Origin of the sequence: Micromonospora halophytica (assembly GCF_900090245.1) — a bacterium.
GTDB lineage: Bacteria > Actinomycetota > Actinomycetes > Mycobacteriales > Micromonosporaceae > Micromonospora > Micromonospora halophytica.
In genome coordinates this window covers 51162-76850 of sequence record NZ_FMDN01000019.1, presented here as the reverse complement: position 1 = coordinate 76850, position 25689 = coordinate 51162, and the positions used below count along the sequence as shown (strand labels likewise).

General features: G+C 71.7%; 26 protein-coding genes and 1 pseudogene. 11 read left to right on the top strand and 16 right to left on the bottom strand.

All coding sequences use genetic code 11. The features are described 5' to 3' along the window. Positions 1–18: 18 nt before the first annotated feature. Positions 19–279 carry a hypothetical protein gene (locus GA0070560_RS21745; RefSeq protein WP_139131563.1) on the bottom strand — a complete coding sequence of 87 codons (261 nt, stop codon included), beginning with the start codon at positions 277–279 and terminating at the stop codon, positions 19–21. Continuing rightward, positions 276–530, bottom strand: a complete 255-nt coding sequence (locus GA0070560_RS21740; RefSeq protein ID WP_091300894.1) for a hypothetical protein — start codon at positions 528–530, stop codon at positions 276–278. Before GA0070560_RS21740 ends, GA0070560_RS21745 begins: the two co-directional genes overlap by 4 nt. Before the next feature lie 164 nt (positions 531–694). Here GA0070560_RS21740 and GA0070560_RS21735 point away from each other — a divergent pair, with 164 nt between their 5' ends. After that, positions 695–952: a GntR family transcriptional regulator gene (locus GA0070560_RS21735; protein WP_091300893.1), complete on the top strand. Its 258-nt coding sequence runs from the start codon at positions 695–697 to the stop codon at positions 950–952. A gap of 20 nt (positions 953–972) precedes the next feature. On the opposite strand, the gene GA0070560_RS21730 is transcribed toward GA0070560_RS21735, so the two are convergent. The 12 genes from GA0070560_RS21730 to GA0070560_RS21670 form a co-directional block, all read right to left on the bottom strand. Then, positions 973–2721 carry a phage tail protein gene (locus GA0070560_RS21730; RefSeq protein ID WP_091300891.1) on the bottom strand — a complete coding sequence of 583 codons (1749 nt, stop codon included), beginning with the start codon at positions 2719–2721 and terminating at the stop codon, positions 973–975. 86 nt (positions 2722–2807) lie between these two features. Further along, positions 2808–3059, bottom strand: a complete 252-nt coding sequence (locus tag GA0070560_RS21725) for a hypothetical protein (protein WP_091300889.1) — start codon at positions 3057–3059, stop codon at positions 2808–2810. Further along, positions 3056–4129 carry a DNA-binding protein gene (locus tag GA0070560_RS21720; RefSeq protein ID WP_091300887.1) on the bottom strand — a complete coding sequence of 358 codons (1074 nt, stop codon included), beginning with the start codon at positions 4127–4129 and terminating at the stop codon, positions 3056–3058. Before GA0070560_RS21720 ends, GA0070560_RS21725 begins: the two co-directional genes overlap by 4 nt. Beyond that, on the bottom strand, positions 4126–4473 hold the full coding sequence (locus GA0070560_RS21715) for a hypothetical protein (RefSeq protein WP_091300885.1): 348 nt from the start codon (positions 4471–4473) through the stop codon (positions 4126–4128). Before GA0070560_RS21715 ends, GA0070560_RS21720 begins: the two co-directional genes overlap by 4 nt. Before the next feature lie 11 nt (positions 4474–4484). Continuing rightward, the gene (locus GA0070560_RS21710) at positions 4485–5609 is read right to left on the bottom strand and encodes a hypothetical protein (protein WP_091300884.1); all 1125 of its coding nucleotides are present in this window, start codon (positions 5607–5609) and stop codon (positions 4485–4487) included. A gap of 215 nt (positions 5610–5824) precedes the next feature. Next, positions 5825–6634: a hypothetical protein gene (locus tag GA0070560_RS21700; protein WP_091300880.1), complete on the bottom strand. Its 810-nt coding sequence runs from the start codon at positions 6632–6634 to the stop codon at positions 5825–5827. 428 nt (positions 6635–7062) lie between these two features. Further along, positions 7063–7626 carry a zinc finger domain-containing protein gene (locus GA0070560_RS21695; protein ID WP_091300877.1) on the bottom strand — a complete coding sequence of 188 codons (564 nt, stop codon included), beginning with the start codon at positions 7624–7626 and terminating at the stop codon, positions 7063–7065. Between the two features lie 74 nt (positions 7627–7700). Beyond that, on the bottom strand, positions 7701–10469 hold the full coding sequence (locus tag GA0070560_RS21690; protein WP_091300874.1) for a DUF3854 domain-containing protein: 2769 nt from the start codon (positions 10467–10469) through the stop codon (positions 7701–7703). Then, on the bottom strand, positions 10462–11040 hold the full coding sequence (locus GA0070560_RS21685) for a hypothetical protein (protein ID WP_139131562.1): 579 nt from the start codon (positions 11038–11040) through the stop codon (positions 10462–10464). The genes GA0070560_RS21690 and GA0070560_RS21685 overlap by 8 nt, the downstream gene beginning before the upstream one ends. Further along, positions 11033–11236: a hypothetical protein gene (locus tag GA0070560_RS21680; protein WP_139131561.1), complete on the bottom strand. Its 204-nt coding sequence runs from the start codon at positions 11234–11236 to the stop codon at positions 11033–11035. Before GA0070560_RS21680 ends, GA0070560_RS21685 begins: the two co-directional genes overlap by 8 nt. An 11-nt stretch (positions 11237–11247) precedes the next feature. Continuing rightward, positions 11248–11445 carry a hypothetical protein gene (locus tag GA0070560_RS21675; RefSeq protein WP_091300868.1) on the bottom strand — a complete coding sequence of 66 codons (198 nt, stop codon included), beginning with the start codon at positions 11443–11445 and terminating at the stop codon, positions 11248–11250. Positions 11446–11908: 463 nt separating this feature from the next. Beyond that, positions 11909–13477: a recombinase family protein gene (locus tag GA0070560_RS21670; protein ID WP_170839518.1), complete on the bottom strand. Its 1569-nt coding sequence runs from the start codon at positions 13475–13477 to the stop codon at positions 11909–11911. Between the two features lie 35 nt (positions 13478–13512). Between GA0070560_RS21670 and GA0070560_RS21665 the strand changes: the two are divergent. The 3 genes and pseudogenes from GA0070560_RS21665 to GA0070560_RS21655 form a co-directional block, all read left to right on the top strand. Continuing rightward, positions 13513–15096, top strand: a pseudogene (locus GA0070560_RS21665) (ComEC/Rec2 family competence protein); the annotation flags it as partial. A 302-nt stretch (positions 15097–15398) separates the two neighbouring features. Further along, positions 15399–16379, top strand: coding sequence for a DNA polymerase III subunit delta (gene holA / locus GA0070560_RS21660; protein ID WP_091300862.1), 981 nt, complete (start codon positions 15399–15401; stop codon positions 16377–16379). Beyond that, positions 16376–16837 carry a hypothetical protein gene (locus GA0070560_RS21655; protein WP_245675642.1) on the top strand — a complete coding sequence of 154 codons (462 nt, stop codon included), beginning with the start codon at positions 16376–16378 and terminating at the stop codon, positions 16835–16837. Before holA ends, GA0070560_RS21655 begins: the two co-directional genes overlap by 4 nt. Before the next feature lie 167 nt (positions 16838–17004). Here GA0070560_RS21655 and rpsT read toward each other — a convergent pair whose 3' ends face one another. Then, on the bottom strand, positions 17005–17271 hold the full coding sequence (gene rpsT / locus GA0070560_RS21650) for a 30S ribosomal protein S20 (protein ID WP_091300860.1): 267 nt from the start codon (positions 17269–17271) through the stop codon (positions 17005–17007). A gap of 115 nt (positions 17272–17386) precedes the next feature. Then, entirely contained in the window at positions 17387–18403 is a 1017-nt protein-coding gene (locus GA0070560_RS21645) for a phosphotransferase family protein (protein ID WP_245675641.1), read from the bottom strand. An 83-nt stretch (positions 18404–18486) separates the two neighbouring features. On the opposite strand from GA0070560_RS21645, the gene GA0070560_RS21640 reads away from it, so the two are divergent. The 7 genes from GA0070560_RS21640 (at position 18487) to GA0070560_RS21610 (ending at position 25686) form a co-directional block, all read left to right on the top strand. Then, positions 18487–19095 (top strand): DUF4240 domain-containing protein, encoded by a 609-nt coding sequence (locus GA0070560_RS21640; protein WP_091300858.1) that lies wholly within the window; start codon positions 18487–18489, stop codon positions 19093–19095. Continuing rightward, the gene (locus GA0070560_RS21635; RefSeq protein ID WP_091300856.1) at positions 19092–19628 is read left to right on the top strand and encodes a DUF4240 domain-containing protein; all 537 of its coding nucleotides are present in this window, start codon (positions 19092–19094) and stop codon (positions 19626–19628) included. Before GA0070560_RS21640 ends, GA0070560_RS21635 begins: the two co-directional genes overlap by 4 nt. Positions 19629–19901: 273 nt before the next feature. Further along, positions 19902–21779 carry a translation elongation factor 4 gene (lepA, locus tag GA0070560_RS21630; RefSeq protein ID WP_091300853.1) on the top strand — a complete coding sequence of 626 codons (1878 nt, stop codon included), beginning with the start codon at positions 19902–19904 and terminating at the stop codon, positions 21777–21779. A 313-nt stretch (positions 21780–22092) separates the two neighbouring features. After that, on the top strand, positions 22093–22380 hold the full coding sequence (locus tag GA0070560_RS21625) for a GlsB/YeaQ/YmgE family stress response membrane protein (RefSeq protein ID WP_091300851.1): 288 nt from the start codon (positions 22093–22095) through the stop codon (positions 22378–22380). Positions 22381–22586: 206 nt separating this feature from the next. After that, the gene (locus tag GA0070560_RS21620; RefSeq protein ID WP_091300849.1) at positions 22587–23876 is read left to right on the top strand and encodes a sugar ABC transporter substrate-binding protein; all 1290 of its coding nucleotides are present in this window, start codon (positions 22587–22589) and stop codon (positions 23874–23876) included. After that, a complete protein-coding gene (locus tag GA0070560_RS21615) occupies positions 23873–24856 on the top strand; it encodes a carbohydrate ABC transporter permease (RefSeq protein WP_091300847.1) in 984 nt (327 codons plus the stop codon). The genes GA0070560_RS21620 and GA0070560_RS21615 overlap by 4 nt, the downstream gene beginning before the upstream one ends. Continuing rightward, on the top strand, positions 24856–25686 hold the full coding sequence (locus GA0070560_RS21610; RefSeq protein ID WP_091300845.1) for a carbohydrate ABC transporter permease: 831 nt from the start codon (positions 24856–24858) through the stop codon (positions 25684–25686). Before GA0070560_RS21615 ends, GA0070560_RS21610 begins: the two co-directional genes overlap by 1 nt. Positions 25687–25689 lie beyond the last annotated feature (3 nt).

The following is a 25689-nucleotide window of genomic DNA, read 5'->3' as shown; positions in this document are numbered from 1 at the left end:
CGAGGCCGCATCCGGCGGTCAGAGGGGGTCTTGCTCCTCGGGGTCGTAGGCGTTCCAGAGCTGATGGGCGTTCGAGAAGATGCGCAACGCCTCCACGTCCTCCGGCTCCGGCATCAGCAACAGCACGTCATCGTCACCCCGCCGGGTGATCCGCCAGCGTTGCTCCGGCGGGACCACCAGCTCCAGCCCGGGGCCGCTCCCGGTGTCCAGCCACGCGATGACCGGTTGCCCCTGGGGAGCGTCGGTGACGACCACCCGCACCGCCGGTAGCTGGATCACGTCCACCCCCTCCCGCTCGAACCGGTGGGGTCGAACCGGGCCAGCACGGCCGCCCGCTCCCGGCGGGACAGCTCGGGGCTGTGATGCCACTGGGAGAGCAGACGTTCGGCGCTGGGCCGGTCGGTGGCCTCGAACGCCCGGAGCGCGTTCTCCGCCCGGTCGATGACCGGACTCTTGCCGGGCGGGTAGAGCTCGATCAGGCGGGCGGGTGTGGGTTCGTCCGGTGGGGCCGGGTCGGGGAAACTGTTCACGGTCGGACCTCCCGTGTCCGATCAAGGTCCCGGGCTGGCGTGTCAGCGCCACCCGGGACCGCCTGCAAGGTCTCCCGTCACCGTAGGGCCAACCTGTCTACCGTGTCCATCGAACGAACAGCATGGACAGCGTGGCGCGCCTGGACAGGTGAGACCTTGAAGGCATGATCGACCCCTGGTCACCGCGCTCATTCGCTGAGCAGTTGGCCGACGTGCTACGGGCGAAGATCGACAGCGGCGAGTGGCAACCCGGGCACAAGCTCCCCGGGGAGGTCACGCTGGCGCAGACCTACGACGTGGCGCGCGGCACCGTGCGGGCCGCGCTGGACCAGCTCCGCGAGGAGGGCCGGGTGGTCACCTTCACCGGGCGCGGCACGTTCGTCACGCCCGAGGCCACCGGCACCGGGAATCCTGACGCTTAACTGTCACCCCCGTCCCCGCGTCACCGGGCCAGCGTGGCAGCCCCCAGCCGCTCCAGGACCGCCTCGGCCGCTTCCTCCCCGGCCTCGCGCCCGGTCGCGCCCGACACGTGGACGTGAAGCTCCCCGATGCTGAACGACCCGCCCGCGCTGGCCCCGTCCCCACCGCGCGGCCGTCCGCCGCTCCACGCCGGGAGGTCCCCGGTCAGGTCCCCGAGGGTCTTCCGGATGTCCGTGAACCGGCTCCGGAGACCTCGATCGAACCCGGCCATGACCATCTCGCCGGACGCCTCCAAGATGCGCCGGTCCACCTCCGCCGGTCCCTTCCAGTCCGGCAACATCGAGGTGAGGGAGCCCAGGGTGGAGCGCACCCGATCAAACCCGGACCGGAGCCCGGAGATCAGGCCGTCGATGATCCGGCGGCCCGCATCGGCCAGCCAGCTACCAGCGGCGGAGAACGCGCCGATGACGGTCTGGCGCAAGCCGGTGACGGCCGAGCGCACCCGGGACGCCGCACCGGTGACCACCGACACCATCGCGTTCCACCCGGCCGTCCAGGCGGCCCGGATGGTGCTCAGTGCGCCGGAGATCACGCCCTTGATGCCGTTCAGGGTGGTGGAGACCGCCGTCCGGATGCCGTTCAGCACGGCCGAGACCACCGCCTTGATCCCGTTCCAGGTCCCTTGCCAGTCGCCCCGGATGGCGGCCGAGACAGCGGCGATGACGCCCTTCACCACGTTGATGGCGGTGGTCACCGCGTTCACGATCAGCTTCCACGCGGTACTGACCACCGCGCTGATGGTCTGCCACACGCCGGTGAAGATCGGGATCAGGGGAGCGAGGGCCGTCCCCACGGTGACGCCGAACTGGGTCAGCCACGTGATCGCGCCCTGAATCCAGGCCGCCGCGTCGATGAAGAACTGACGCACGGCCGGGTAGACCGAGCTCAGCCAGCCCAGCATCACGCCCAGGCCCGCGATCATGGCGCTGATGAAGGTCAGGAAGTCCTTGAAGAACAGGGCCGCCCCCGGCCCCCCGTCCGCGATGGCGGAGAAGAACACGGACAGCCCGGTCCCGAGCACCGGCAGCGCGGCGGCCATCTCCTTCAGGAACGGCCCGGCCGCCGTGATCAGCTCCTGGAACCCGGGGAGGGCGTTCTCCACCAGCCCGGCCAGCCCCTCGGCCAGCGCCTGGATCGCGCCCGAGTCCGCCAGCCCCTTGAACATCTCGCGGATCTGGGGGCTGATCCGCTTCACCAGCTCCTCGAACGTGCCCAGCGCCTCCACCAGGGGGCCGAGCATCGGTTTGGCCGCGTCGGTGAACGTCGACTTCAGGGTGCCGGTCAACGAGCTGGCGGCGGCCTTCAGAGCGGGCTCCTCCCGGAGCAACCATGCCCCGAGCCCGATCACGCCCAGGCCAGCGCCACCGATGAGCGCGCCGGACAGGAGCGCGCCGATCGCCGGGGCGGCCACGGCCGCGATGGTGGCCGCGATGGCGGCACCGGCGGCGGCCACGTACGGGTTGCTCCCCAGCGCGGAGGAGAGCCCGCCCAGGCCCTTCCCGATGCTCTCGGTCATCGCCTTGGCGGCCTCGGTCCCCGCTCCGGTGAACGAGGAGCCGAGGCGGTCCCGGTCCACGTCCACGTCCGCCTTGACATCGACGGTCGGGACCTTCATCCGGGCCAGGGCGCGGTCCAGCTCCCGCTCGGTGTCCCGAGCGAACCGGCGAACGTCGCCGGTGACTTCTACCCGGGCGGAACCGACATCCGACACGTCCGCCTCCTCTCAAGACTGCAAAGTTGTTGTGTGGCAACGCTTTCCAGCGTTGCCGCCCCCTGGCCGGGAGACCAGAGGGCGTTTCAGCCGGGGAGTCCCGGGCACGGCGTCCCGTCGTCGGTGGTGGCAAGGCACCAGTAGCACTGGGGGCCGATGACGGCGATCAGGTTCTCCGCGTCCAGGAGGAATGTGCCGTCTTCCGGGTTCAGGTTGGTGACCCTGGAGTGCTGTTCGATCGTGAACAGGTGCTCCCCATCGACCTGGGGCGGCATCTGGCGCGGCGTACGGCTGATGTCTTGCTGGATGCCGTCCGGGATGAACACGGCCTCGGTCATGCCGCCACCCCCGCCAGCCGGGCCTCCACCAGCTTGGCCAGCTCGGCCAGGCGCTCCTCCGTGGTCAGCGGCACCTCGGGGAGGTCGGTCACGTACGCCCAGGGCTCGCGCCGCTCCCCGGCACCCAGCGGCCGGTACGAGGCCATCTCGCGCGCCAGCGGGAACCGGCTCGTGTCGGCGCGGGGCGGGATCAGGTCCCGGGCCGCCTCCAGGGCGTACTCCTCCAGCTCCCGGCCGAACGGGGCCTTGGCGCGCTGGATGAGCCGGGAGCACCCGGCGCACACCGGGCGGCCCTGGTACTGGTCCCAGGCGTCCACCAGCTCGTGAGACCGGCCGCACACCCCGCACGGCCAGCCGGAGGAGTGGCGAGCGGGGAGGGTGAGCTCACAATGACGCTGCAACACGGCCGCGCGGAGCTCGGCCAGCTCCGCACGGGGGACGTGCTGGAACGGGGAGCGGCCCCGGCCCGCGTCGGTGGACGAGGCTTTCTCCAGCTCCCGGTACGCCAGCGGCGCGCCGATCCTCTGGACCACATCCGCGTGAGCCTGGGTGACCCGGACCGGGCGCGCGGTCGGGTCGAGCGCGAGCGCCAGGAGCTCCGGGCCGGACGAGGCGTACGAGCACACCCGGTGGTACCGCCAGGAGCGAATCTGGCGGGTGTACGGGTAGGTGCCCACCTCGCGGTAGGTCTGCTCGGCCTCGGGGTCGTCCTTGGCGACGGTCGCCCCGCACGTGCCGCACGCCGACGCGACGACCTCCCCGGCATCGGCCAGCGCGCGGACCAGCGCGGCGCGGGGGTCGGGGGTCTTGGCCTGGGCGGGCTTGGTGGTCTTGGTCTTGCGGGCGAACATGTCTCGGTCCTCCGTGGTCAGTCGGTTCTTGATCTTGGGGTTGTCGTCCAGCCAGCGGTCCAGCTCATCCCGGGTGAACACGAGGTACGGGCTTCCGCTCACCAGCGCCCGGTCCAACTCGGGCTCAGGGCCGGTGCCCGTCTTCACACGGGCGGCAAGCGCGCTGTACTCGACGCCCAGGTACTCGGCGGCGGCCCGGTAGCCCACGAACTCGGTCACAGCATGAGCCGGATCGGTCCAGGCGGGCTCAGCCGCCGCTTGCGCTCCAGGGCGGCCTCGGCGCGCCGGTCCAGGGCGGCCAGGAGCGCGGCGCTCTGCTCACGCTGGGCGGACGCGAGAGCCTGGCCGCTGGCGGCCAGGGAGCGGCCGAGCTCGTGACGGGCGACGGCCAGCCGGAAGCGCTCCGGGCTCGGGGTCAGGCCGAGGCGGGGGCAGATTTCGTTGACGTACTTGGCCCAGGCCCTCGGGTGGCGCTGGGCCTCGGCAGGCTGGGAGCGCCGGGAGAGCACGGCATCGAACGCGCCGCTGATCGCGGTCTGGAGCTGGTTCGGACGGGCGGTCATGGCAGGTTCCTTCAGTAGCTCAGGCGGGTGGCTGGCATGGTCGGCTGTCCCCCGCGATACCCGAGGGTGGTCACGCCGCTGGAGCCGCTGGCGCGCCGTACGTACTTGGGGTTCCGGACGTAGATCCGGCGCTCCTCATCGAAGATCCGGGACGGCTGGCGCTCGGGCTCCGGCTCCGGCTCGATCAGCTCCGCGTCCACCACCTCGGGCTCCTCGGCCTGGACCTGGGCTTGACCGTGAAGTGTCAATCCCCGGTCATGGGTCTGCCGGAGCCGGGCCGCCTCGGCCTGGCGCTTGGGGGTGGGCCGGGCCTCCAGGTGCTCGATGTCCTCGGCCACCTGATCGCGCACCGGTGCGGGCTCAGCGGTCCCGCTGGCGTGCGCCAGCGGCTCCGGGGCGGGAGCCGGGGGGAGCGCGGCCACCGGGCCGCCGGGCAGCGCGGGCACCGGCCGCCCGTCCGCCACGGCGTCCGCCACCCGGGCCAGCCAGGTGGTCAGGTCCCCGGCGGTCAGGCCGAGCCGGGGCGCGAGCGCGGCGGCCTGGGCCTGGGTCACCAGTGCCAGGATCGGCGGCCCGTCCGGCCGGGGAGCCGGGCTCGGGTCGTTCAGGTCCACGCCGCCCAGCGCCGCCTTGATGGCCTCGGTCACAGCCTGGCCGGACGGTATGCCGACCCAGTTCAGGAGGAGCGCGGCCACCCGGTCCAACATCACGTCTTCCCACTGACGGGCGGTCTGGTTCGCTATGTCCAGGGCCTTGGTCGCCACCGCGCTGGCGGCCATCGCGTGCGCGGATCGGGCGAGCCCGGCCACGCGCTCGATCCCCTCGGCCGTGGTGACCTTCCCGGCCGCCACGTCGTCCCGGGCGGCCCGAGCGAGCACGTCCACCGTGCGGATCGAGTCCAGGATGATCTCCCAGACCGGGCGGTTCGGATCGTTCGCCATCATCTCCGCCAGGGTGATGGTCCCGGCGGCGCGCTCCTCGGCCACGGCCTTCCCGGCCCGGCCGCCGAGTCCGCCGTGATGCTTGCACGTGGTCAGGCCCGGCACGGCCCAGTGCTTGCACGCCTTCCCGGTGTGCTTGGCGGTGCCCGAGCACTTCACCGGCGGCGGGTTCTGGCGTCGCGCCCGGCTGCTCATCTGACCACCCGATCGGCGTAGACCAGCGGGTGGACCGTGCTCCCGGGCAGCACTGGGCCGGGGGAGGTGCAGACGGCCGGGTGGTCACGGACCAGGCGCGCGGCCTCGGCCGCCCCCTTGACGAGATCAGCCGGGCACGTTCCCGGGCAGCAGAGCCGGAACCAGGCGGGGCGGTCCGCCTGGTGGTGCGGCTTGGAGGGGTCCGGGCGCATGGGTCAGCTCCCCAGCGGGGTGAAGGTGGCCCGGCCCGCGAGGCAATCGAACGACGCGGCCCAGGCCCGCTCAGCGACCATCAGACGGAGGTTCGTCTCCCGGTCGAACGCGGTGTGGACCTGGGCCTCCTGGGCGCGCCAGAGGGTCACCTGGCCGGTCACGATGACCTCGCCCAGCGGGTACGCGCCGAACGCCCAGACGGAGCCCAGCGGGGTGACCTTGCGCGGGCCGTCCTGGAGGATCAGCCCCGCCTCGGCAGCGAACGCGGCGGCCTCGATGGGGGCGTGGATCGTGGCCGCGTACCCGTAGCCGTTCTCGGTGTAGGCGTAGCGCTCCAGCGCGCCCACCACGTCCGTGATCAGGTCCGGGTCGTACCCGCCCGTGACCGGCTCGGCCTCGGCGTCCAGGGAGAGGATGTCCAGGGCGTTGCCCTCGAAGTCCAGGCCGGACCAGAGGGCGCGCTCCACGGTGGGCTGTTCGCTGGCCTCCAGGCGGCGGACGACCTGTGCGCGTAGCTCGGCCTCGGTGTATCCGACCTGGGTGCATTCCAGGGTGGCGAGCGCGAGGAACACGCCGGTTGCCACCTCGGGGTTGCCGCCGTCCAGCGGCTTGGCCGGGGCGGCCACCTCGCCCCCGTAGCACGTGACGCCGTAGGCGTACGCCTCCCCGCACGTGACGGGGGTGTACCGGATGCCGCCTCCCTCGCCGTGCGGGGCGGGGAGGTCCAGCGGGCCGGACGCGGCGTTGAACAGGCCGTACCGGCGTAGGCCGGGCTCGGGCGGGGTGACGATCTGGCCGGGGATCAGGCCCATGTCTGTGTCCTCTTTGCGGTGAAATGCCGTGCACAGGAATGACTCTTATGGTGTGTGTCGGTGGGCGCGGCGGTCCTGGACGAATCAGCGACCGGGGGACGGGGTGGAGCGGGCCTCTCTCGATCGGGCAGCCCTGGCCGGACGAATCAGACGCCAGGTGCGCCGGGGCGCGGCGGCCCCGTGATCAAGTGTTGTCCCGCTTATGAGGTTCCGACAGAGGGCATCTCGCGGATCGAGGGGACATCTCGCGGGAGCGCGCCCAGGGCTCCGGGGCCGGGCCGGAACGGGAGCGGTCCCCGGCCGTCCGGGGTGGACAGGCCGGGGACCGTTCTTGACACTCCACCGTCAGGGGCGGACGGTCTGCCAGGCGATGGCGAGCGCGGCCACCAGCGCCAGGAGCCGGGCCAGATCGGGGCGGTACACCGGGTTCACAGCTCCACCACCTCCTGGCCGGTCTGGTGCCGCCACTGGTCGATTGCCCGCTCCAGCGCGCGGTCAGATGCCCCGTCGTCCCCCACGTCGCCCATCAGGTCCATGACGGCCTGAGCGTCCATCTCGGGACGGATGCTCGGCCGGAGACCGAGGTAGGCCAGCGGCATGGCCTTGGCGGTGTGGGCCAGCAGCCACTCCCCGAACGTCACGGCGGTGGCGGGCTCGCCGGGCTTGCGGACGCGGGCATTGTTCCGCCGCATGTACTTCAGGTAGTTGTCCGTCGTGCACCGGTAGCCGCTCCGGTGCAAGTCGTCCGGGTCCTCCTCGTTCCCGGCGTTGATCCCGGAGTTGATCGCGTCGTACTCCCACTCCTGGCGAGCGTGGATCATCCGGTCCTGGCGCTGGGCGTGGCCCAGCGGGCGGCCGGGGCAGAGCTGGCCGGGCTCGGCCTTGCACCGGGGGCACCGGAAGTCCAGCGTGTCCGGCTCGGCGTACTCGGCCTTGAAGGCCAGGTATCCAGCCCAGCCCCCGGGGGTGAAGCTGTCAGCGGTCAGAGTCATGGTTTCCTCGTCTCAGGTGGTCGGTGGTGCCCCGGCCGGACCGGTAGGACGGCCCGGCCGGGGGATGGGGAAGGTCAGGCCGCGCCGGTCTTCTTGACGACCCGGTACTGACCGGCCTTGCGGTGGGGGTCGCCGTTGATCGGGCGCTCCCCGAGGAACTTCACGACGATGGCGTCACCCACCTCGGGGGCCGCGTCCGCCAGGGCGCGACGGAGGAAGGGCGGGCTGCCGGTGATGCGGACCAGCCCGGTCCGGGTGCGGAGCACTGCCACGGGGAAGTCCCCCGCGAAGTCGTCTTCCACCTTGGACAGCTCGATCACGCGCCCAGCCACCGTGTCCCCGGAGTTCGAGGGCACCCAGTCCACCGGCGGGCCGGAGGGGATGGAGGAGATGGAGGACATCTCCTCGCCGCTTTCCCTGGGGGTACAACGCGCCTGGTCTCCGGTAGCCGTATCGTCACCCAACCGCATAGCGGTTTTCGAGCCATACGTAAGAGCGGAAACATCTCCTCCATCTCCTCCATCTCCTCCCGGAGGAGAGGACGAATCGGACGAGAACCGGCTTTCGGTGCGAAGCGTCCAGCGGGTCACCTTGCCGCGAGCCGTCCCGATGTGGTCGAGCACCATGCCCGCCTCGGGGCGGCCCTTCTGGCTCCGGTAGGCGTACGGCAGCCTGCCCGGGAACGCCTCGTCATGAGGCTTGAGCAGGCCGGGCGGTCCCTGGAAGCGCTCGGGGTTCTTGCGCGCCGCGTTCACCACGTCCTGGACCGTGAAGCCCTCGGTCCCGAACGTCTCGGACAGCCAGAAGAAGTGCCCGGCCCACCAGTCGCTCTCGGGGCTGGAGCCCTTGGCCCACTCCTCGCGGCCGACCAGGAAGTCAGGCACCCCGGCGTGCGACAGGATGCCGCCCACAACCAGCTCCCACTCGGTGAAGGACCCGAAGACGGCCGGACGGGGCATCCGGGGCTTGCCAGCGGCGAACCAGGCGCGCGCCAGGGTCAGCACGGCGGCCAACAGCTCGCGCCGGTTCTCCCGGACCCACCGCTCCAGGTTCGGGTGACGGAAGCTGTCCGCCGGACGGTTCTCCGGGTCGTCGTGGTTGGGCTTCAGGGAGATCCGGTAGGCGCGGCGCGTGATGTCCCCCTTCACCTCGACGTTGTTGCCGAGGCTGACCCACGTCGCGGTGTTGGGGAACGTGCCGTTCTTGCTGACGCCCAGGATGCGGTCTTCCCAGATGCTCGCGGTGAGCGCCTGGGCCAGCGCCTCACCCTCGACCGTGTGCGCCTCGTCAAAGATCATGAACTGCCGACCCTCGCGGAACGAGGCCGTGATCTTCTTGCGCAACTCCTCGTTCTCGGGCATGGAGGTCAACGGGGCCGACCGGCCCGTGTAGACCCAGAGCATCGTCTCCACGACCTTGCCCTTGCCCACGCCCATCCGGGAGCCGTCCAGCACCGCCAGCGGCACCACATCGACCAGGCCCCGGATGGTCGGGGTGAGAATCAGCGCCAGCGCGTTGGCGCGGTCCGCCTGGGTCTCGAACGGGAAGTCCCCCAGCCAGTCCTCCAGGATCAGCTTCCGCGCGGTGGCGACCTCCTCCATGCTCGGGTGCTCCGGGATCTCCAGCCCGGCCAGCTCCCCGTCCGGCATCAGCATGACCTCGCTGTCCGGGTCGTACCCGGGCTCGGTCACCACCGTGCCGTCCGCACGGACGAACGGGGCCGTGGCGAGCCGGGTCAGCGGCGCGAACGCCTCCACCCGGCTGAGAACGGCGGCCATCGCCTTCTGGTCCGGCCAGGCCGGGACGTACGAGACCGAGCCGTCCCGGCCGACAACCTCCCGGACGGTCTGGACGGCCTGCTGGAGCACGTCCCCGAACCGGCCAGAGTCCACCGGCTCCAGGCGGGCGGGCTTGCGGTCCGCCGTGACCAGCTCAGAGATGTGGTCCCCGTGGCAGAACAGGCGCGTCCCCGAGAACTTCACCGCCATGCCGGACGAGATCTCGTTGATCACGTTCAGCGGGTCACCGCTGACCACAACCACCGCGCGGTCCCCGGTCGGCTTGGGCGGCTTGGGCGGCCCGTCCTTCTTCCTCGGGGCCGTGGGAGCACGGTTCGGGAGGTTCTTCGCGCTGGCCTCGGACAGCAGCATCCCGAACACCCGGGCGCGGCGCTCGTGAGTGCGCTTCGCCAGGTAGTCATCCAGCCCGGCCTTGCCACCGGCCGGGAGCTTGACCCACTCGATCAGCTCGGCACCCTCGGCCTTGAGAGCGGCCTGGAGCTGGTCAGCCGCGCGCCAGACATTCGGGTTGGTGGTGAAGTCGGCGTCCAGGATGACCTTCACCGGGAGCCCGTCCACAACCTCCAGGTCCGGGATCGGCAGGCTGGCGTCTCCGTCCTTCTCCCGGAAGCCCCAGCACCCGGCCATGCCGTACACGCTGTAGCCCTCGGGCGCGTACCGGGCAGCAACCAGGCATTGCTTGGAGCCCTCGGGCAGGATCACGCCCACCGGGTTCTCCACCTCGCGGACCGCCCAGAGGACCGGGGGCCGCTTGGCCTGGTAGACGTACTTCATCGGCTCCCCGGACTCGTCCAGGGGCCGCTTGTCCTCGTCGGGCCGGAGCTGGACGTTGACCGCGCCGGTCGGGCCGGTCCAGACGAACAGCAGGCCCCCGTTCTCCGGGATGTAGCGACCGATCCCGGCCTGCCACTCGCTGGGGATCTGGGCCAGGTCGTCCCGGGTCAACAGCGAGCGGACGTGACCGGCGGCCAGGGCCTGGTCCGGGTCCACGGCGTGGGCTTCCAGGTAGGCGCGGTGCTCATCGGACAGGTACGGATCAGCCACGGCGCACCTCCACCCAGAGCGCGCCGTACCCGTACCAGCCGCTCTCCTCGCGGATCGTGCCGGTGACCGGGATACCGCCCAGCACCCGAAGATCGAGCACAAGGCTGGAGACGTGCCGCCGGTCCTGGTCCTTGACCTCGTACGGCTGGGCGACGATCAGGTGCGGCTTGCCACCCTTGGTCCACATGGTCATGTGATCGCGCCAGTCGCTCCCGCCCTCCAGGCAGGGGACGACCGACGCGCGGCAGGACTTGCCCTCCAGCCAGTGAATCGGGCACCGGCGCTTGGGCCGGGCCTCACGGAGCCGGTTCTCCGTCGCCCACTGGATCAGGCGCTGGCGCGCCGGAACGCCGATGTTCGGGCCGTACGGCCAGTCGTACCGGTGGCCCCAGTGCCAATCCTCGGACTCCTTCAGCCCGATACGCGGAGCCTGAGCGTCCAGCGCGTCCACCAGCTCGCGCTCGGCGTCGCTGGCGTGGCGGAGGCACCGGTACGAGTCCACGTCACCGTCCACGAAGTGAACGCCCCGGCGGCAGGCCCGGCAGTTGTTGTAGCCCGGCACGTCAGCCACGGTCGCCACCCCCGGCCAGCATCTCGGCCAGGTCCCGGCGGGCCTTGCGGACCGCGAACACCTCGCAGCAACGCTCGTCACCGCAGAAGGTCTCCCAGCACGGGCCGCACGCGGGGCCGCACTCGGTAGACTTGAGGGCGGTCTGGTTCTTGGGGTTGGGACGGCTCTCGCTGGTCGGGCGGGAGCCGTTCGTCATGCTCGGCATGGTCACTTGCCCCCGTCCTGGGAGGCGAGGAGCGCGCGGAGCCGGGCACGGTGGTTCTCGGTGAGCTGGGGGGCGCGCTTCACCAGCGCGGTGATGTAGGCGTCCGGGGACTGGCGGGCCTGTCCGGCCCGGCGAGCCCGCTCCCGGCGGAACTCGGGGTCATCGTTGGACCCGGTGATGGTGGGGCACTTGTGCGCCACGTGAACTCCTTGGTGCGAAGCTCACGTGAGTGGTCGGGACTGCCTACCCGACCCCCGATGGCGGGGGCTCCCTGCTCACATGCTGTGCCGCTCGGTCTGGCCTCATCCCCGATGGTTCGGGAGTCCGGCGGCCGGGGTCCTCGCGGTTGGTCCGCTCGCCCGGCTCTTACCTGGCACCGACAATAGCTGTCTCAGCGGCTGATAGCTAACCCTCAGAGGGTGGCCCCTCTCACCAGTTATGGCGGCAAAGTCCTTACGGGACAAGGGATTCCTGACACTGCACGGTCAAGCGGCCAGCGCCACGGCTCGGCCCATGAGCTGACCTCCTCACCTCCTAACACCTCCTCAGAGGAGGTGAGGAGGTACCACCTCCTCCTCCTTATAGGGAGGAGGTGGTACTCCACTCGCCGGGAGGAGCTGGCGCGGTGGAGGAAGTCGAACCCCAACGCCCCCGGCCTGGCAGTCAGGCCCGCGCCCGGAACTCGGCGGCCCAGTGCTCGGCCCAGGTGAGCGCGTCCCCGGTCCACCGGGAGGCCCCGAGCCGCGCCGGGTCGAAGATCCGCCTCCCCCGGCCGACCGGCCCCACCTTCAGCTCCACCACCAGAAGCCCGATAGCCTCCCGGCGCTGGTAGACGGTCAGCTCCGGCCAGCGCTTCCGGGGTGCGCCGATCAGCTTCCGGATCGTCTCCGGCACCGGGGCCACCCGGGCGGCCTTCGCCCGGACCTCGGCCGCCTCGATCTGGGGGAGCAGGTCCGCCTCGAACTCCGCGAACGACGCCGGGGAGACCTTCCGGGCCTTCGCCAGCGCCTTCCACTCCGCAAGCTGGCCGTTCAGCTCCTCCAGCTCCCGGCGCGCCTCGGCCGCCTTGTCGTCGCTGCCCGGGGAGGCGAACAGGTCGGCCGCGTCGTCGCGCTCCAGGCGGGCCAGGACCAGCTCCTCCACGAACCCCTCCACGGTGACCGTGCGGACGCTGGTCTTCATGCACCCCTTGCACGTGTAGCAGAGATAGCCCCGGTTCTTCAGGACCCGCATGTCCGAGGCGCACAGCGCGCACCGGATCAGGCCGGACAGGACGTGCTTCAGCGCGCTGTCCCGCTGGGTGCGCCGCTTGGGGTCGGTCAGCCGGGCCAGGAGCTTGGCGTACGTGGCCTCATCGTGGATGCCCTTCCACCCGGCCTTGCCGATCACCTGGCCCTGATGCACCCGGAGCCCGGCGTACGCGGGCATCACGCACAACCGCTTGATCTGGGTGAGGTCCCAGCGCAACCCGGCCGCCTGCTTCTCCCAGGTCTCGGCCTCGGCCAGCAACTCGGCACGCTGTGCGGCCGACGTGGAGGGCAACGCGGCCTCTTCCCGGTTACGTCTCACCCGGGCCATCAGCGGCTCGTATCGGGGCGTGAGGATGCCCCGGGCGTTGAAGTCGGCCGCGATGGCGTTGCACGCCTCCCCGGCCAGCACCCGGCGGGCGGCCTCGCGGACGAGGGCGGCCTGTTCGGGGTGCTCCACCTGTTCCACGAACTCGCCCGCGTCGTTGTAGACCCGGCGGAAACCGAACTGGAGCTTCCCGGCGGGCTTCCCGGCGGCGGCACCGCGCCGCTTGCCTCTCAGCGCCCGGTCCGAAATCAGGTTGGACTCTGCGTGCGCGTCCACCCCGTCCGTGGCGAGGATCTTCCAGTCCCGGCCGATCCGGCAGTCGTACGTACGGCCGTGGGACACGATGTAGATCAGGACGCCGCGCTCCCGGATCAGGTCCAGGAACCCGGCCCACTCGGCCAGCTTGCGGCTACCCCGGGACGACTCCCAGAGGATCAACAGCTCACACCCGCCGGACTCGATGTGCGCCAGGAGCTCCGCGAAGTCCTCGCGCTTCTTGCGGGCGAACCGGGACGCGCTCCGGTTGTCGTCCGAGAAGACCCGGCCCAGCGTCCAGCCCTGGTCCTGGATCGCTTCCTGGGCCTCGGTGAGCTGGTCCGCGACGGACTTCCCCCGGTCGTCGGTGCTCTTGCGCCCGTAGATGTCAGCCACAGTCATGACTGTGATGTTTCCACTCATCCCTCTAACTGACAATCTCCGGTTCCAACGTCGCGATCGTCGTCGGCGCGGTGCTGCTGCTGGCCCGCTGGGCCCGGGCCGGCCCCCGGGCGGGCACGGTGCTCTGCGGGCTGGCGCTGGTCGGCTTCGTCGTCCTGGTCCGCCCGTCGCCGAGCGTGGTGCGGGCCGCCACCATGGGCGCGATCGGGTTGGCCGCGCTCGCCGCCGGGCGGCCCCGGGCCGCGTTGCCCGCGTTGAGCGCCGCGGTGGCCGTCCTGGTGCTGGTCGATCCGGAGCTGGCCGGGGACGCCGGGTTCGCGCTCTCCGTCCTGGCCACCGGCGGGCTGCTGCTGCTCGCCCCCGGCTGGCGTGACGCGCTGCGGCGGCGCGGCGTACCGGCCGGGCTGGCCGAGGCGCTGGCCGTCCCGGCCGCGGCGCAGCTCGCCTGCGGGCCGGTGGTGGCCGGGATCTCCGGCACGGTGAGTCTGGTCGCGGTGCCGGCCAACCTGCTGGCGGTGCCGGCCATCGCGCCCGCCACGGTGCTGGGCGTGCTGGCCGCCGCCGTTTCGCCGCTCTGGCCGGCCGGTGCCGAGTTCGCGGCCTGGCTGGCGAGCTGGCCGGCCTGGTGGCTGGTGACGGTGGCCCGGGTCGGGGCACGACTGCCGGCCGGCACCCTGCCCTGGCCCGGTGGGGTGCCGGGGGCGCTGCTGCTGGCCGGGCTGACCGTGGCACTGCTCCTGGCCGCCCGGCGGCCGGTGGTCCGGCGACTGGTGGCGGTCGGTGCCGTCGCGGTGATGCTCGGCACCCTGCCGGTGCGCATCCTCGCCGACGGCTGGCCACCGGCCGGCTGGGTGCTGGTCGGCTGCGCGGTGGGGCAGGGGGACGCGCTGGTCCTGCCGGTGGCAGCCGGCCGGGCCGTGGTCGTCGACGCCGGGCCGGAGCCGGCCCTGGTGGACGGCTGTCTGCGCCGGCTGGGCGTGCGGGAGGTGTCGCTGCTGGTGGTGAGCCACTTCCACGCCGACCATGTGGGTGGGGTGGCCGGGGTGCTGCGGGGCCGGCGGGTGGGCGCGATCGTCACCCCGGCGCTCGCCGAGCCGGCGGCGGGGCGGGCTCTGGTCGCCGCCGCCTCGGGGGCGGTGACGCCGCAGGCGGGGGTGGCGGGGTGGTCGTACCGGGCCGGTGGGGTGGAACTGGTGATCCTCGGCCCGCCGTATCCGCTGCGCGGCACCCGGTCCGACCCGAACAACAACTCACTGGTGGTGCGGGCCACCGTGGCCGGGGTGCGGGTCCTGCTCGCCGGGGACGCCGAGACCGAGGAGCAGCGGGCCCTGCTGGAGCGCTCACCGCCGCAGGCGCTGCGGGCCGAGGTGCTGAAGGTCGCCCACCACGGCAGCGCCTACCAGGATCCGGCGTTTCTGGACGCCGTCCGGCCGGCCGTCGCGGTGGTGCAGGTGGGTGCCGACAACGACTACGGACACCCCAGTCCGTCGGTGCTGGCCTGGTTGGCCCGGGGCGGGGTCCGGGTGCTGCGTACCGACACCGATGGGGACGTGGCGGTGGTCGCCGGGCGGCACGGGCTGGCGGTGGTGGCGCGAGGTCCGGAGCCGGGGACGCGGTGACCCCGGGTTTGGACGGGTCACGGTTCCGGCGGCGGTGCTCGACGGCCTCCGGACCAACCGTCGGGTGCTGGCGTAGACGGCGGGGCCAGGTGCACGCAGGTCGGCGGGGCTGCGGTGACCTGCCCTCCCGCGCTGCGCTGCGGCTGCGCGCAGGGCAGGAGGACGGACAACCGGCCGCGCAGCGAGAAGCATTGCGGCTTGAGCCCGGCAATCGAGATAAATGTCGGGATTTGCGCTGAGTGCGGGGTGTGCCGTCACAGCCGCCGATGACCAGGCCCGATCGCGCCGTGGGGCGTGCCAAGATGGGCGGCGTGACCGCCGCCAGCCTCGCTCCCATTCTGCTCGTCCTCGGCGATGAGGAGCTGCTCGCCACGCGCGCGGTCAGCGAGGCCGTCGCGCGGGCCCGCAGCGTCGACCCCGAGGTGGACGTCCGGGAGTACCAGGGCGGGACGCTGACCCCGGGTGAGATCGCCGAGGCGCTCAGCCCCTCGCTCTTCGGTGGGCGCCGGCTGCTGGTGCTGCGCGCCGGGCAGGACGCCCGTAAGGACCTGGTCACCGCGCTGCTCGCGTACGCCAAGAGCCCCGACCCGGACGTCCAGCTCGTGGTGCTGCACCTGGGTGCCGCCAAGGGCAAGGCGTTCGCCGACGGGCTCAAGGCGGCGGGTGCCACCGTGGTGCCCGCGATGAAGCTCAAGGGGCACCGCGAGCGGGTCGCCTTCGTCCGGGACGAGATCCGCCGTGGCGGTGGCAGGTGCTCCGAGGACGCGGCCGAGGCGCTGATCGCCGCCGTCGGCGGCGACCTGCGGGAGCTGGCCGCCGCCTGCTCGCAACTGCTCGCCGACACCGACGGGCGGATCGGCGCGGACACCGTCGCCCGGTACTACCGGGGCCGGGTGGAGGTGACCGGCTTCACGGTCGCCGACGCGACGATGATCGGGGACGTCCCGGCGGCGCTGGAGGCGCTGCGCTGGGCGCTGCATGTCGGGGTCGACCCGGTGCCGATCGCCGACGCCCTCGCCGACGGTGTCCGCACCGTGGCCCGGGTGGCCGCCGCCGGGCGGGGTGACCCGTACCAGCTCGCCAGCAGCCTCGGCATGCCCGCCTGGAAGATCAAGAACGCCCAGCAGCGGGCCCGGGGCTGGACCCCGGAGGGCCTGGTCGAGGCGATGCGGGTGGCCGCCGAGTGCAACGCGGCGGTCAAGGGCGGTGCGGACGACCGGGCGTACGCCCTGGAGAAGGCGGTCTTCTCGGTCGCGGCCGCCCGGCGGGGCGGCGCCCGGTGACCGGCCCCACCCGTACGGCGTGGAGCACCGTGCCGGCCGAGGAGGAGCGGTACCGGCCGCTCTACGCTCGGGCGCTCGGACTGCGCTTCGTCAACCCGGGTGGGGTGCTCTGCTTCGTCTTCTTCGAGGGCGCCGTGGCGCTCGCCGTGCTGCTCGCCCTGGCCGAGCTGGTGAGCTGGTGGGCCGTGCCGGTGTTGCCGCTCGCCGTCGCGGTGATGGTGAAGTTCAACGACCTGGTGGTCGAACGGGTGGTGCGGTCGGCGGCACTCGTCCCGGAGCAGGAGCGGGACCGGTTCCGCCGGCAGGTGGAGCCCGTGGTCGGCAGGGCCCGGGTGCCCCGGACCCTGCCCGGCGTCGTGGTCGCCACCGAGGTGGTGCCCGGCCCGTCGGGGGACCGACGGTCGGGGCCGTCAGTGGCGCGTGGCCTCGCCCGGCCGGGCGGGAACCACGACGCCTGATTCGCTCCGACGATCCGTTGCCGCCCCGGCCCGGTCTCCGGCTCCGGCCTACCGGCAGGTCGGCCCTGATCCGGTGGACGCATCGCCCCCGGTCCGGTGGACGTGGACAGCCGGAAGCCCCGGGGCGGTGGCCCCGGGGCTTCCGGTCGGGTCTGGAGGTCGCTCGGTCAGACCGAGAGCGAGCCGACGCGCTTGGCGATCGCCGACTTCCGGTTCGCCGCCTGGTTGGCGTGGATGACGCCCTTGCTGGCGGCCTTGTCCAGCTTGCGGGCGGCCTCACGCATGAGGACGGCGGCCTTCTCGGCGTCGCCGGCCTCCGCAGCCTCGTGGAACTTCCGGATGGCGGTCTTCAGCGACGACTTGACCGACTTGTTACGCAGCCGGCGCTTCTCGTTCTGCCGGTTGCGCTTGATCTGGGACTTGATGTTCGCCACGCGACAGCCTCGTCTTGATAGCTCGGGTTTCGGTCTGCTTCAGCGCGCGACAAGCATGCGTCATCGCTGCGCGAAGAGCCAGGTTACCAGGTCCGTCGGGACGAGCCAAAACGGCTCACGCCCAGCCCCGCCGGTCGGCCAGCCAGCCGAGCGCCTGCTCGCCGCTGAAGCGCTGGTGCGCCCGCAGGTACGGGGAGACCGGCGGGGCGGGGGCGGTCCCGGCGGCCGGCCCCACCACACCCGGCGGTACGACGGCGGCCGAGGTCAGGAAGTACCCGGCCAGCGCGGCCAACGTCACATCCAGGGCGTCCGGTGGGGCGTCGGTCGCAGTCGGGTGGGCGGCGAAGAGCGCGTCCACCGGCAGCCCGCCGGCGTACCCGGTGAGCAGCAGGCCGACCAGGTCGAACCAGGCGGGGCCGTGGCAGAGCCAGTTCCAGTCGCAGAACCAGGCCCGGCCGCCGGCGTCCAGCAGCACGTTGTCCACCCGCAGGTCGCCGTGGGTCAGACCACGTCCGGCGGCGGCGTACCCGGGCAGGCGGGACTCCAGCGTGACCAGGTCGGACAGCCGGTCCCGGGCCGCCTGGGGCGCGGGCGGCATCGGCTCCCGGCCGGCGGCCACCTCGCCCCACCACAGGACGTCGTCGCGGATCAGGTCGGCCAGGTGCGGCAGGCCCAGCGTGACCAGCCCGGCGGGCGGCTCGGCCAGGGCGGCGGCGATCTCGGCGTACCCGGCGAGGACGGCGTCCAGTTCGCCGGGGGTCCAGGGCAGGCGCGGCATCCGCCCGTCGATCGCGTCCAGGCACAGCGCGCGCCAGCCGGCGGCGTCCAACGCCCACCGGGGGCGGGGGGCCGGCAGGCCGGCGGGGAGCCGGGCGAGGACAGCGGCCTCCCGGGCGTACCAGTCGGCGAGGTGGCCCTGGCGGGCCAGGTCGGCGGCCTTGACGAAGACGCTGCCCCCGTCGGCGGTCTCCAGCACGGCGGCGAACCCGCCGGTGAAGCCGGCCCCGGCGGTCCGTGCCGCCACCACGGGCACCCCCAGTCGGGCGGTGACCGCCTCGCGCAGCCCGGCCGGCAGCGCCGACCAGTCGGGCCGTACGGCTGTCGCGTGGTACGGCACGGGGATCGCGGGCACGTCACCATGCTGCCCTGCCGGCACGCCCCCGCGCAGCCGGGCCCCGCGGGCGTCTGTCGTACCGCGTTGGCAGCATCCGTCCCGTGCATGTGGACGAGTTCTGGACGTTGATCGAGAGGTCCGCCGCCGTCGCCGCCGACCCCGACGAGCGGCTGGCCTGGCTCACCGACCGCCTGGCCGAGCGGCCCGTCGGCGAGGTGGTGGACTTCGCCGTTCGGCTCGATGAGCTACGGGGCCTGGTCGACACCTGGCGACACTGGGGCGCGGCGCTGCTGATCTGCGGCGGCCTCTGCTCGGACGACGGCTTCCACTACTTCCAGGCCTGGGTGGTCGGGCTCGGCCGGTCGGTCTTCGAGCGGGTCGTCGACGACCCGGACGCGCTCGCCGACGTCCCGCAGGTGCGTCGACTGGCCGGGCGTGGCCCGCGTGAGTGGGCGGAGGACGAGTGGCCGGAGTGGGAGTGCCTGGACTACGTCGCGGACGAGGCGTACGAACGGGTCACCGGTGAGGAGGGCTTGGACGAGGCCGTCGAGGCCCGAGGGCGGGAGCTGAGTTCCTCGCCCGATCCCACCGACGAGCGGTGGGACCTCGGCGACCGGGTCGAGCTGGCCCGCCGGTACCCGCGACTCGTCGCCATCTTCCCGCTGCCGGGTCGGGGTCGGGAGTGGGTCTGGGAGACTGCCAGGCCATGAGGACCGACGACTTCTGGCACCTGATCGACCAGGCCCGGACCGGTGCCGGGGGCGAGCCCGAGGCGGTCGCCGCCCGCGCGGTCGCCCTGCTCGCCGAGCGTGACCCGGAGGAGATCGTCGGGTACGCCCACCACCAGCGGCGGGTGCTCGCCGCCTCGTACCGGGTCGACCTGTGGGGCGCGGCCTACCTGATCAACGGCGGCGCCTCCGACGACGGCTTCGAGTACTTCCGGGGCTGGCTGATGACCCAGGGCCGGGCGGTCTTCGCCAGGGCGGTCGGCGACCCCGACTCGCTGGCGGAGCTGCCGCGCGTCCGGGCCGCCGCGCTCAGCGGCGAGGAGTTCGAGTGCGAGGACATGCTGGCGGTGCCCTGGCAGGCGTACCGGAAGGCGACCGCGACCGAACTGCCGGCGGAGCGCGACCCGGTCGCGGTGCCGGACCTCAACGACTTCTGGGACTTCGACGACGAGGACGAGGCCCGCCGGCGGCTGCCCCGGCTGGCGGCGCTCTTCGTCGAGCCGCCGGCCGAGTGAGTGTCGAACCGCCGGCGGAGTGGGTGGGGCGGCCGGCGCAGTGGTCGCCCTCGCCGGGCGGCCACCCGCAGTGGCCGGCCCTCCGCCGGGCGGCCACCGGCCGGTCGCGTACCCGCGCCGTCGGGCCGCACGGCCGCTGCGGGCGCCGGCCGGCCCGGCGCGGGTCGGGGGCACCCCCAGGAGTGATCGGACCGCTTCCCGAGCGACGTGGGAGCATAGAGGGGGCCGGCGGCGCGTCGGCCCGCTCACGTCAGCCGACCAGAACGGACCGCTGTGCCACCGACGCTCGATCCCGGCGCGAACGCTCCTGGTGCCACCGACCCGGCGCGCATCAGGAACTTCTGCATCATCGCCCACATCGACCACGGGAAGTCGACCCTGGCCGACCGGATGCTGCAGCTCACCGGTGTGGTCGATCCCCGGCAGATGCGCGCGCAGTACCTCGACCGGATGGACATCGAGCGCGAGCGTGGCATCACCATCAAGAGCCAGGCCGTCCGGATGCCGTGGACCATCCGGGAGGGCGACCGGGCCGGTGAGCAGGCCGTGCTCAACATGATCGACACCCCGGGCCACGTCGACTTCACCTACGAGGTGTCCCGCTCGCTGGCCGCCTGCGAGGGCGCGATCCTGCTGGTCGACGCCGCTCAGGGGATCGAGGCACAGACGCTGGCCAACCTCTACCTGGCGCTCGAGAACGACCTGCACATCATCCCGGTGCTCAACAAGATCGACCTGCCGGCCGCCCAGCCCGAGAAGTACGCCGAGGAGCTGGCCCACCTGATCGGCGGCGATCCGGCGGACTGCATCAAGGTCTCCGGCAAGACCGGCGCGGGCGTGCCGTACCTGCTCGACGAGATCGTCCGGCAGTTCAGGCCGCCGGTCGGCGACGCCGAGGCGCCCGCCCGGGCGATGATCTTCGACTCGGTGTACGACGTCTACCGGGGCGTGGTCACCTACGTCCGGGTGATCGACGGGCGGATCAGCGCCCGTGACCGGATCAAGATGATGTCCACCGCCGCGGTGCACGAGCTGCTGGAGATCGGTGTCATCTCGCCGGAGATGGTGAAGGCCGACGCGCTCGGCGTCGGCGAGGTGGGCTACCTGATCACCGGCGTGAAGGACGTCCGGCAGTCCCGGGTCGGTGACACGGTCACCATCAACTCCCGGCCGGCGACCGAGGCCCTGGGCGGCTACAAGGACCCGAAGCCGATGGTCTACTCGGGCCTCTACCCGATCGACGGCTCGGACTACCCGAACCTGCGCGACGCGCTCGACAAGCTCAAGCTCAACGACGCGGCGCTGGTGTACGAGCCGGAGACCTCGGGCGCGCTCGGGTTCGGCTTCCGTTGCGGCTTCCTCGGCCTGCTGCACCTGGAGATCATCCGGGAGCGGCTGGAGCGTGAGTTCAACCTGGATCTCATCTCGACCGCGCCCAACGTGGTCTACCGGGCCATCCAGGAGGACGGCGAGGAGGTCGTGGTCACCAACCCGAGCGAGTACCCGACCGGCAAGATCGCCGAGGTGTACGAGCCGACGGTGCGGGCCACCGTGCTCACCCCGAACGACTACGTCGGCGCGGTGATGGAGCTCTGTCAGGGCCGCCGGGGCAACCTGCTGGGCATGGACTACCTCTCCGCCGACCGGGTGGAGCTGCGCTACACGCTGCCCCTGGCGGAGATCATCTTCGACTTCTTCGACCAGCTCAAGAGCCGGACGAAGGGGTACGCGTCGCTGGACTACGAGCCCTCCGGCGAGCAGGCGTCCGACCTGGTCAAGGTGGACATCCTCCTGCACGGCGAGCCGGTGGACGCGTTCAGCGCGATCGTGCACAAGGACAAGGCGTACTCGTACGGCACCACGATCGCCGCGAAGCTGCGCAACCTGATCCCGCGCCAGCAGTTCGAGGTGCCGATCCAGGCTGCGATCGGCAGCCGGGTGATCGCCCGGGAGACCATCCGCGCCATCCGCAAGGACGTCCTCGCCAAGTGCTACGGCGGTGACATCAGCCGTAAGCGCAAGCTGCTGGAGAAGCAGAAGGAAGGCAAGAAGCGGATGAAGATGGTCGGCCGGGTGGAGGTTCCCCAGGAGGCCTTCATCGCCGCCCTCTCCTCCGACTCCGGGGACGGCAAGGCGCCCGGCAAGAAGTAGCGTCCGCCGACACGACGAGTCACGGCCGGCACCTCCCGACAGGGCGGGTGTCGGCCGCTTCCGGTCCGCGCTCCCAGCGTCCTCCCAGTTTTCCCAGGTTGTCCTCAGCCGCTCGATGACCCCGTCGGTGCGGCTCGACATCCCCTCTGAACTGCGATTTGCCTGCACCGGGAGTAAGCGACGCGGGCCGGGTGGATCGACGTCGGACGACGCCCGGGCGGGTGAGTCGGTTTGGGATTCGGCGGGTTCGGGAACCTATCGACCACGACAGGAACCACACATCGTGTGACATACCTAGAGAAGGAGGACGGTCGTGGAGTTCACCGTCTGGGGCATCATCACCGCCATCGTGGTCGGTCTCATCGTCGGCGCTCTGGGCCGCCTGGTCGTGCCGGGGCGCCAGAACATGCCGATCTGGCTGCACATGCTGATCGGTATCGGTGCCGCTCTGCTGGGTACGGTGCTCGCCCGTGCCATGGGCATCGCGACCGAGACCGCCGGCATCGACTGGGGCGAGCTGCTGGTGCAGGTCGTGCTCGCCGCCATCGCCGTGGCCCTGGTGGCCGGCGTGGGTCGCCGCCGCAGCGTCACCCACCGGTAAGCAGCCGAAACGTTCGTCGAACGGGCGTCCGACCGTCAGGTCGGACGCCCGTTGCGCGTACCCGCGGGGTGGCTCGCGGGTCTGCCCCACACCTCGCCGGCTGCGGTACGGTCGCCTCGCCCGTCGCCACCCCTGTCGTAAAGGAATTTTTCCTACTAGGGTGCGGCAGAGAAGGTTAGTGCCAGACGGCGCGAGGGAGAAGTGGCGTGAACAGGTGGAAGCGGCTGGCTCCGGTCACCGCCGTCGTGGCCTCGGCCGCGATGGTGCTCGCCGGATGCGGAGGCTCGGGCGACGACGAGGCGGCCGACAACAGCAAGCTGACGGTCTGGATGATGGGCGAGGGGAGCGACGCCCAGACGAAGTTCCTCGACGGCGTCGAGACCGAGTTCCGGCAGAAGCACCCCGACACCGACGTGGTGGTGCAGTACATCCCCTGGCTGGAGGCGCCGAAGAAGTTCCAGGCGGCGCTCGCCGGCGGTGAGGGCCCGGACGTCACCGAGCTCGGCAACACCGAGACCCAGGGCTGGGCCGCCCAGGAGGCGCTCGCCGACGTCAGCGGCCGGATGTCCGGCTGGGCCGAGAGCAAGGACATCCTGCCCGACCTCGTGAAGAACGCGCAGCTCGACGGCAAGCAGTACGGCGTCCCGTGGTACGCCGGCGTCCGCGCCATCTACTACCGCACCGACTGGTTCGCCGAGGCCGGCGTGCAGCCGCCGAAGAACTGGGAAGAGCTGGTCGCCGCCGCCAAGGCGGTGCAGGCCAAGAAGCCGGGCACCTACGGCATCGCCCTGCCCGGCAACTCCGAGCTGCCCTTCTACTCCTTCCTCTGGGGCGCCGGCGGCGAGATCGCCACCAACCAGGGCGGCAGCTGGAAGTCCGGTTACACCACGCCGGAGGCCCAGAAGGCGGTCAAGTTCTGGACCGACATGGTGACCGTGCACAAGATCGCACCGCCGGCCGCCGCCGGCTGGAACGAGATCGACGCCCGTACCCAGTTCGCCACCGGCAAGGCGGCGATGGCCTTCGGGGGCAGCTGGCAGGCCGGCGCGATCAAGAAGGACAACCCCGAGATCGAGAAGGTCTGGGGCACCTTCCCCATCCCCGGCCCGGACGGCAGGCCGGCCCCGGCCTTCGCCGGTGGCTCGGACATCGCCCTCTGGCAGGACAGCAAGAAGCAGGACCTGGCCTGGGACTACCTGACCGTCCTGCTGAACAAGAAGAACGCGCAGAGCTTCGCCGGCAGCCTCGGCTTCTTCCCGGTCTACTCGGACCTGGTCGCCAGCGGTGACTACGCCAACGACAAGCTGATGGCGGCGTTCGCCACCACCATGCAGAACACCAAGGTCACCCCGCTCACCCCGAAGTGGGTCGAGGTCAGCCGGACCAAGACGGTGACCCAGGCGATGAACAGTTCCGTGATGAAGGGGCAGAAGACGGTCGAACAGGCCACCACCGACGCGGCCGCCGAGATGGAAAGCATCCTCAACGCCAAGTGACCACGCTGACCGAGGACACCGGGACGGCCGCCGCGCGGGAGACCCCCGCGCGGCGGCGGCCCCGCGTGGACCGCCTGCCGTATCTGCTCCTGCTGCCCTGCCTGGTGGTCGTCGGGGTGCTGCTGCTCTGGCCGCTGGGCCAGGTGGTGGCGATGTCGTTCTACAAGCTGGACAGCGTCCGGCAGTTGCGCGGCGACCGCGAGTGGCCCTGGGTCGGGCTGGCCAACTACACCCAGATCCTCGCCGACCCGTTCTTCCGTACGGTGCTGCGCAACACGGTGCTGTTCGCCGCGGCGAACGTGGCGCTGACGATGATCCTCGGCACCCTGGTCGGGCTCCTGCTCAACCGGCTCGGCAGGAAGATGGCCACCTTCGTGGCGAGCTGCGTGATGCTCGCCTGGGCGACGCCGGCGCTGACCGGCACCATCGTCTGGAAGTGGATCTTCGACGACACCAGCGGCCTGGTCACCTGGCTGTTCAACAAACTGCCCGACGGGCTGTCGCAGGCGCTTTTCGGGCAAAGCGACTGGACCGGCTACGGCTGGTTCAACTCCCCGCTGCTCTTCTTCGCCATCCTGACCCTGGTGGTGGTCTGGCACTCGTTCCCGTTCATCGCGGTGAGCGTGCTGGCCGGGCTGAAGAGCGTGCCGAGCGAGCTGCACGAGGCGGCCCGGGTCGACGGCGCCGGCCCGTGGAAGGTGTTCTGGAAGATCACCTTCCCACTGCTGCGACCGGTCTTCGGCATCCTGGTGGTGCTCTCCACCATCTGGGACTTCAAGGTCTTCACCCAGCAGTTCGTGCTGGCCGGCGGCACCCAGGACCGGCCCACGTTCATGCTCTCCATCTATTCGTACGCCGAGGCGTTCTCGCCGCCGCCCAAGTACGGCGTGGGCTCGGCGATCGCGGTCATCCTCACGCTGATCCTGCTGGTGGTGACCGGTCTCTACGTCCGGATGGTGCTCAGGCAGGAGGACGAGTAGTGAAGAAGGTCGCCCTCAACGGCGCGGGCCTGCTCGTGGCGCTCTTCGCGGCGTTCCCCGTCTACTGGATGATCGCCACGTCGCTGAAGCCGAACGAGGAGATCTTCTCGACCACGCCGCGACCGGTGCCGGCCGAGCCGACGCTGGCGCACTACCGGGAGATCCTCACCGGCAACCTGATCCCCGGCGTGACCTTCGCCGACTTCTTCCTCAACAGCGCCATCGTCGCGGTGAGCACGGTGCTGCTCAGCGGCCTGGTCGCGCTGCTGGCCGCCACCGCGGTGGCCCGGTTCCGGTTCAAGCTGCGCACCAGTTTCCTGATCATGCTGCTGGTGGTGCAGATGATCCCGCTGGAGGCGCTGGTCATCCCGCTGTTCCTGATGATCCAGCGGCTCGGCCTCTACAACACCCTGCCCAGCCTGATCCTGACGTACCTGGGCTTCTCGTTGCCCTTCGCGATCTGGATGCTGCGCGGTTTCGTCGCCGCGGTGCCCAGAGAACTGGAGGAGGCAGCGGCTATCGACGGGGCCAGCCGCGCGCAGACCTTCCGCCGGATCCTCTTCCCGCTGGTCGCGCCCGGACTCGTGGCGACCAGCATCTTCTCCTTCATCACCGCCTGGAACGAGCTGATCTTCGCGTTGACCTTCGTCAACGACCAGGACCGCTACACCCTGCCAGTGGCGATGACGTTCTTCTTCGGCCGCGACGACACCGCCTGGGGTTCGGTGATGGCCGCCTCGACGCTCTTCACCCTTCCGGTGATCGTCTTCTTCCTGCTGGTGCAGCGCCGGATGGTCTCCGGGCTGGTCGCCGGCGCGGTCAAGGGCTGACTA

Excerpts from the sequence above, each read along its gene's own strand:
- GA0070560_RS21700 (WP_091300880.1), bottom strand. The coding sequence starts at position 6,634 with ATGGGCCTGATCCCCGGCCAGATCGTCACCCCGCCCGAGCCCGGCCTA.
- GA0070560_RS21670 (WP_170839518.1), bottom strand. The coding sequence starts at position 13,477 with ATGACTGTGGCTGACATCTACGGGCGCAAGAGCACCGACGACCGGGGG.
- GA0070560_RS21710 (WP_091300884.1), bottom strand. The coding sequence starts at position 5,609 with ATGAGCAGCCGGGCGCGACGCCAGAACCCGCCGCCGGTGAAGTGCTCG.
- GA0070560_RS21635 (WP_091300856.1), top strand. The coding sequence starts at position 19,092 with ATGAGGACCGACGACTTCTGGCACCTGATCGACCAGGCCCGGACCGGT.
- GA0070560_RS21715 (WP_091300885.1), bottom strand. The coding sequence starts at position 4,473 with ATGACCGCCCGTCCGAACCAGCTCCAGACCGCGATCAGCGGCGCGTTC.
- GA0070560_RS21735 (WP_091300893.1), top strand. The coding sequence starts at position 695 with ATGATCGACCCCTGGTCACCGCGCTCATTCGCTGAGCAGTTGGCCGAC.
- holA (WP_091300862.1), top strand. The coding sequence starts at position 15,399 with ATGGGCGGCGTGACCGCCGCCAGCCTCGCTCCCATTCTGCTCGTCCTC.
- GA0070560_RS21680 (WP_139131561.1), bottom strand. The coding sequence starts at position 11,236 with ATGACGAACGGCTCCCGCCCGACCAGCGAGAGCCGTCCCAACCCCAAG.
- GA0070560_RS21725 (WP_091300889.1), bottom strand. The coding sequence starts at position 3,059 with ATGACCGAGGCCGTGTTCATCCCGGACGGCATCCAGCAAGACATCAGC.
- GA0070560_RS21695 (WP_091300877.1), bottom strand. The coding sequence starts at position 7,626 with ATGACTCTGACCGCTGACAGCTTCACCCCCGGGGGCTGGGCTGGATAC.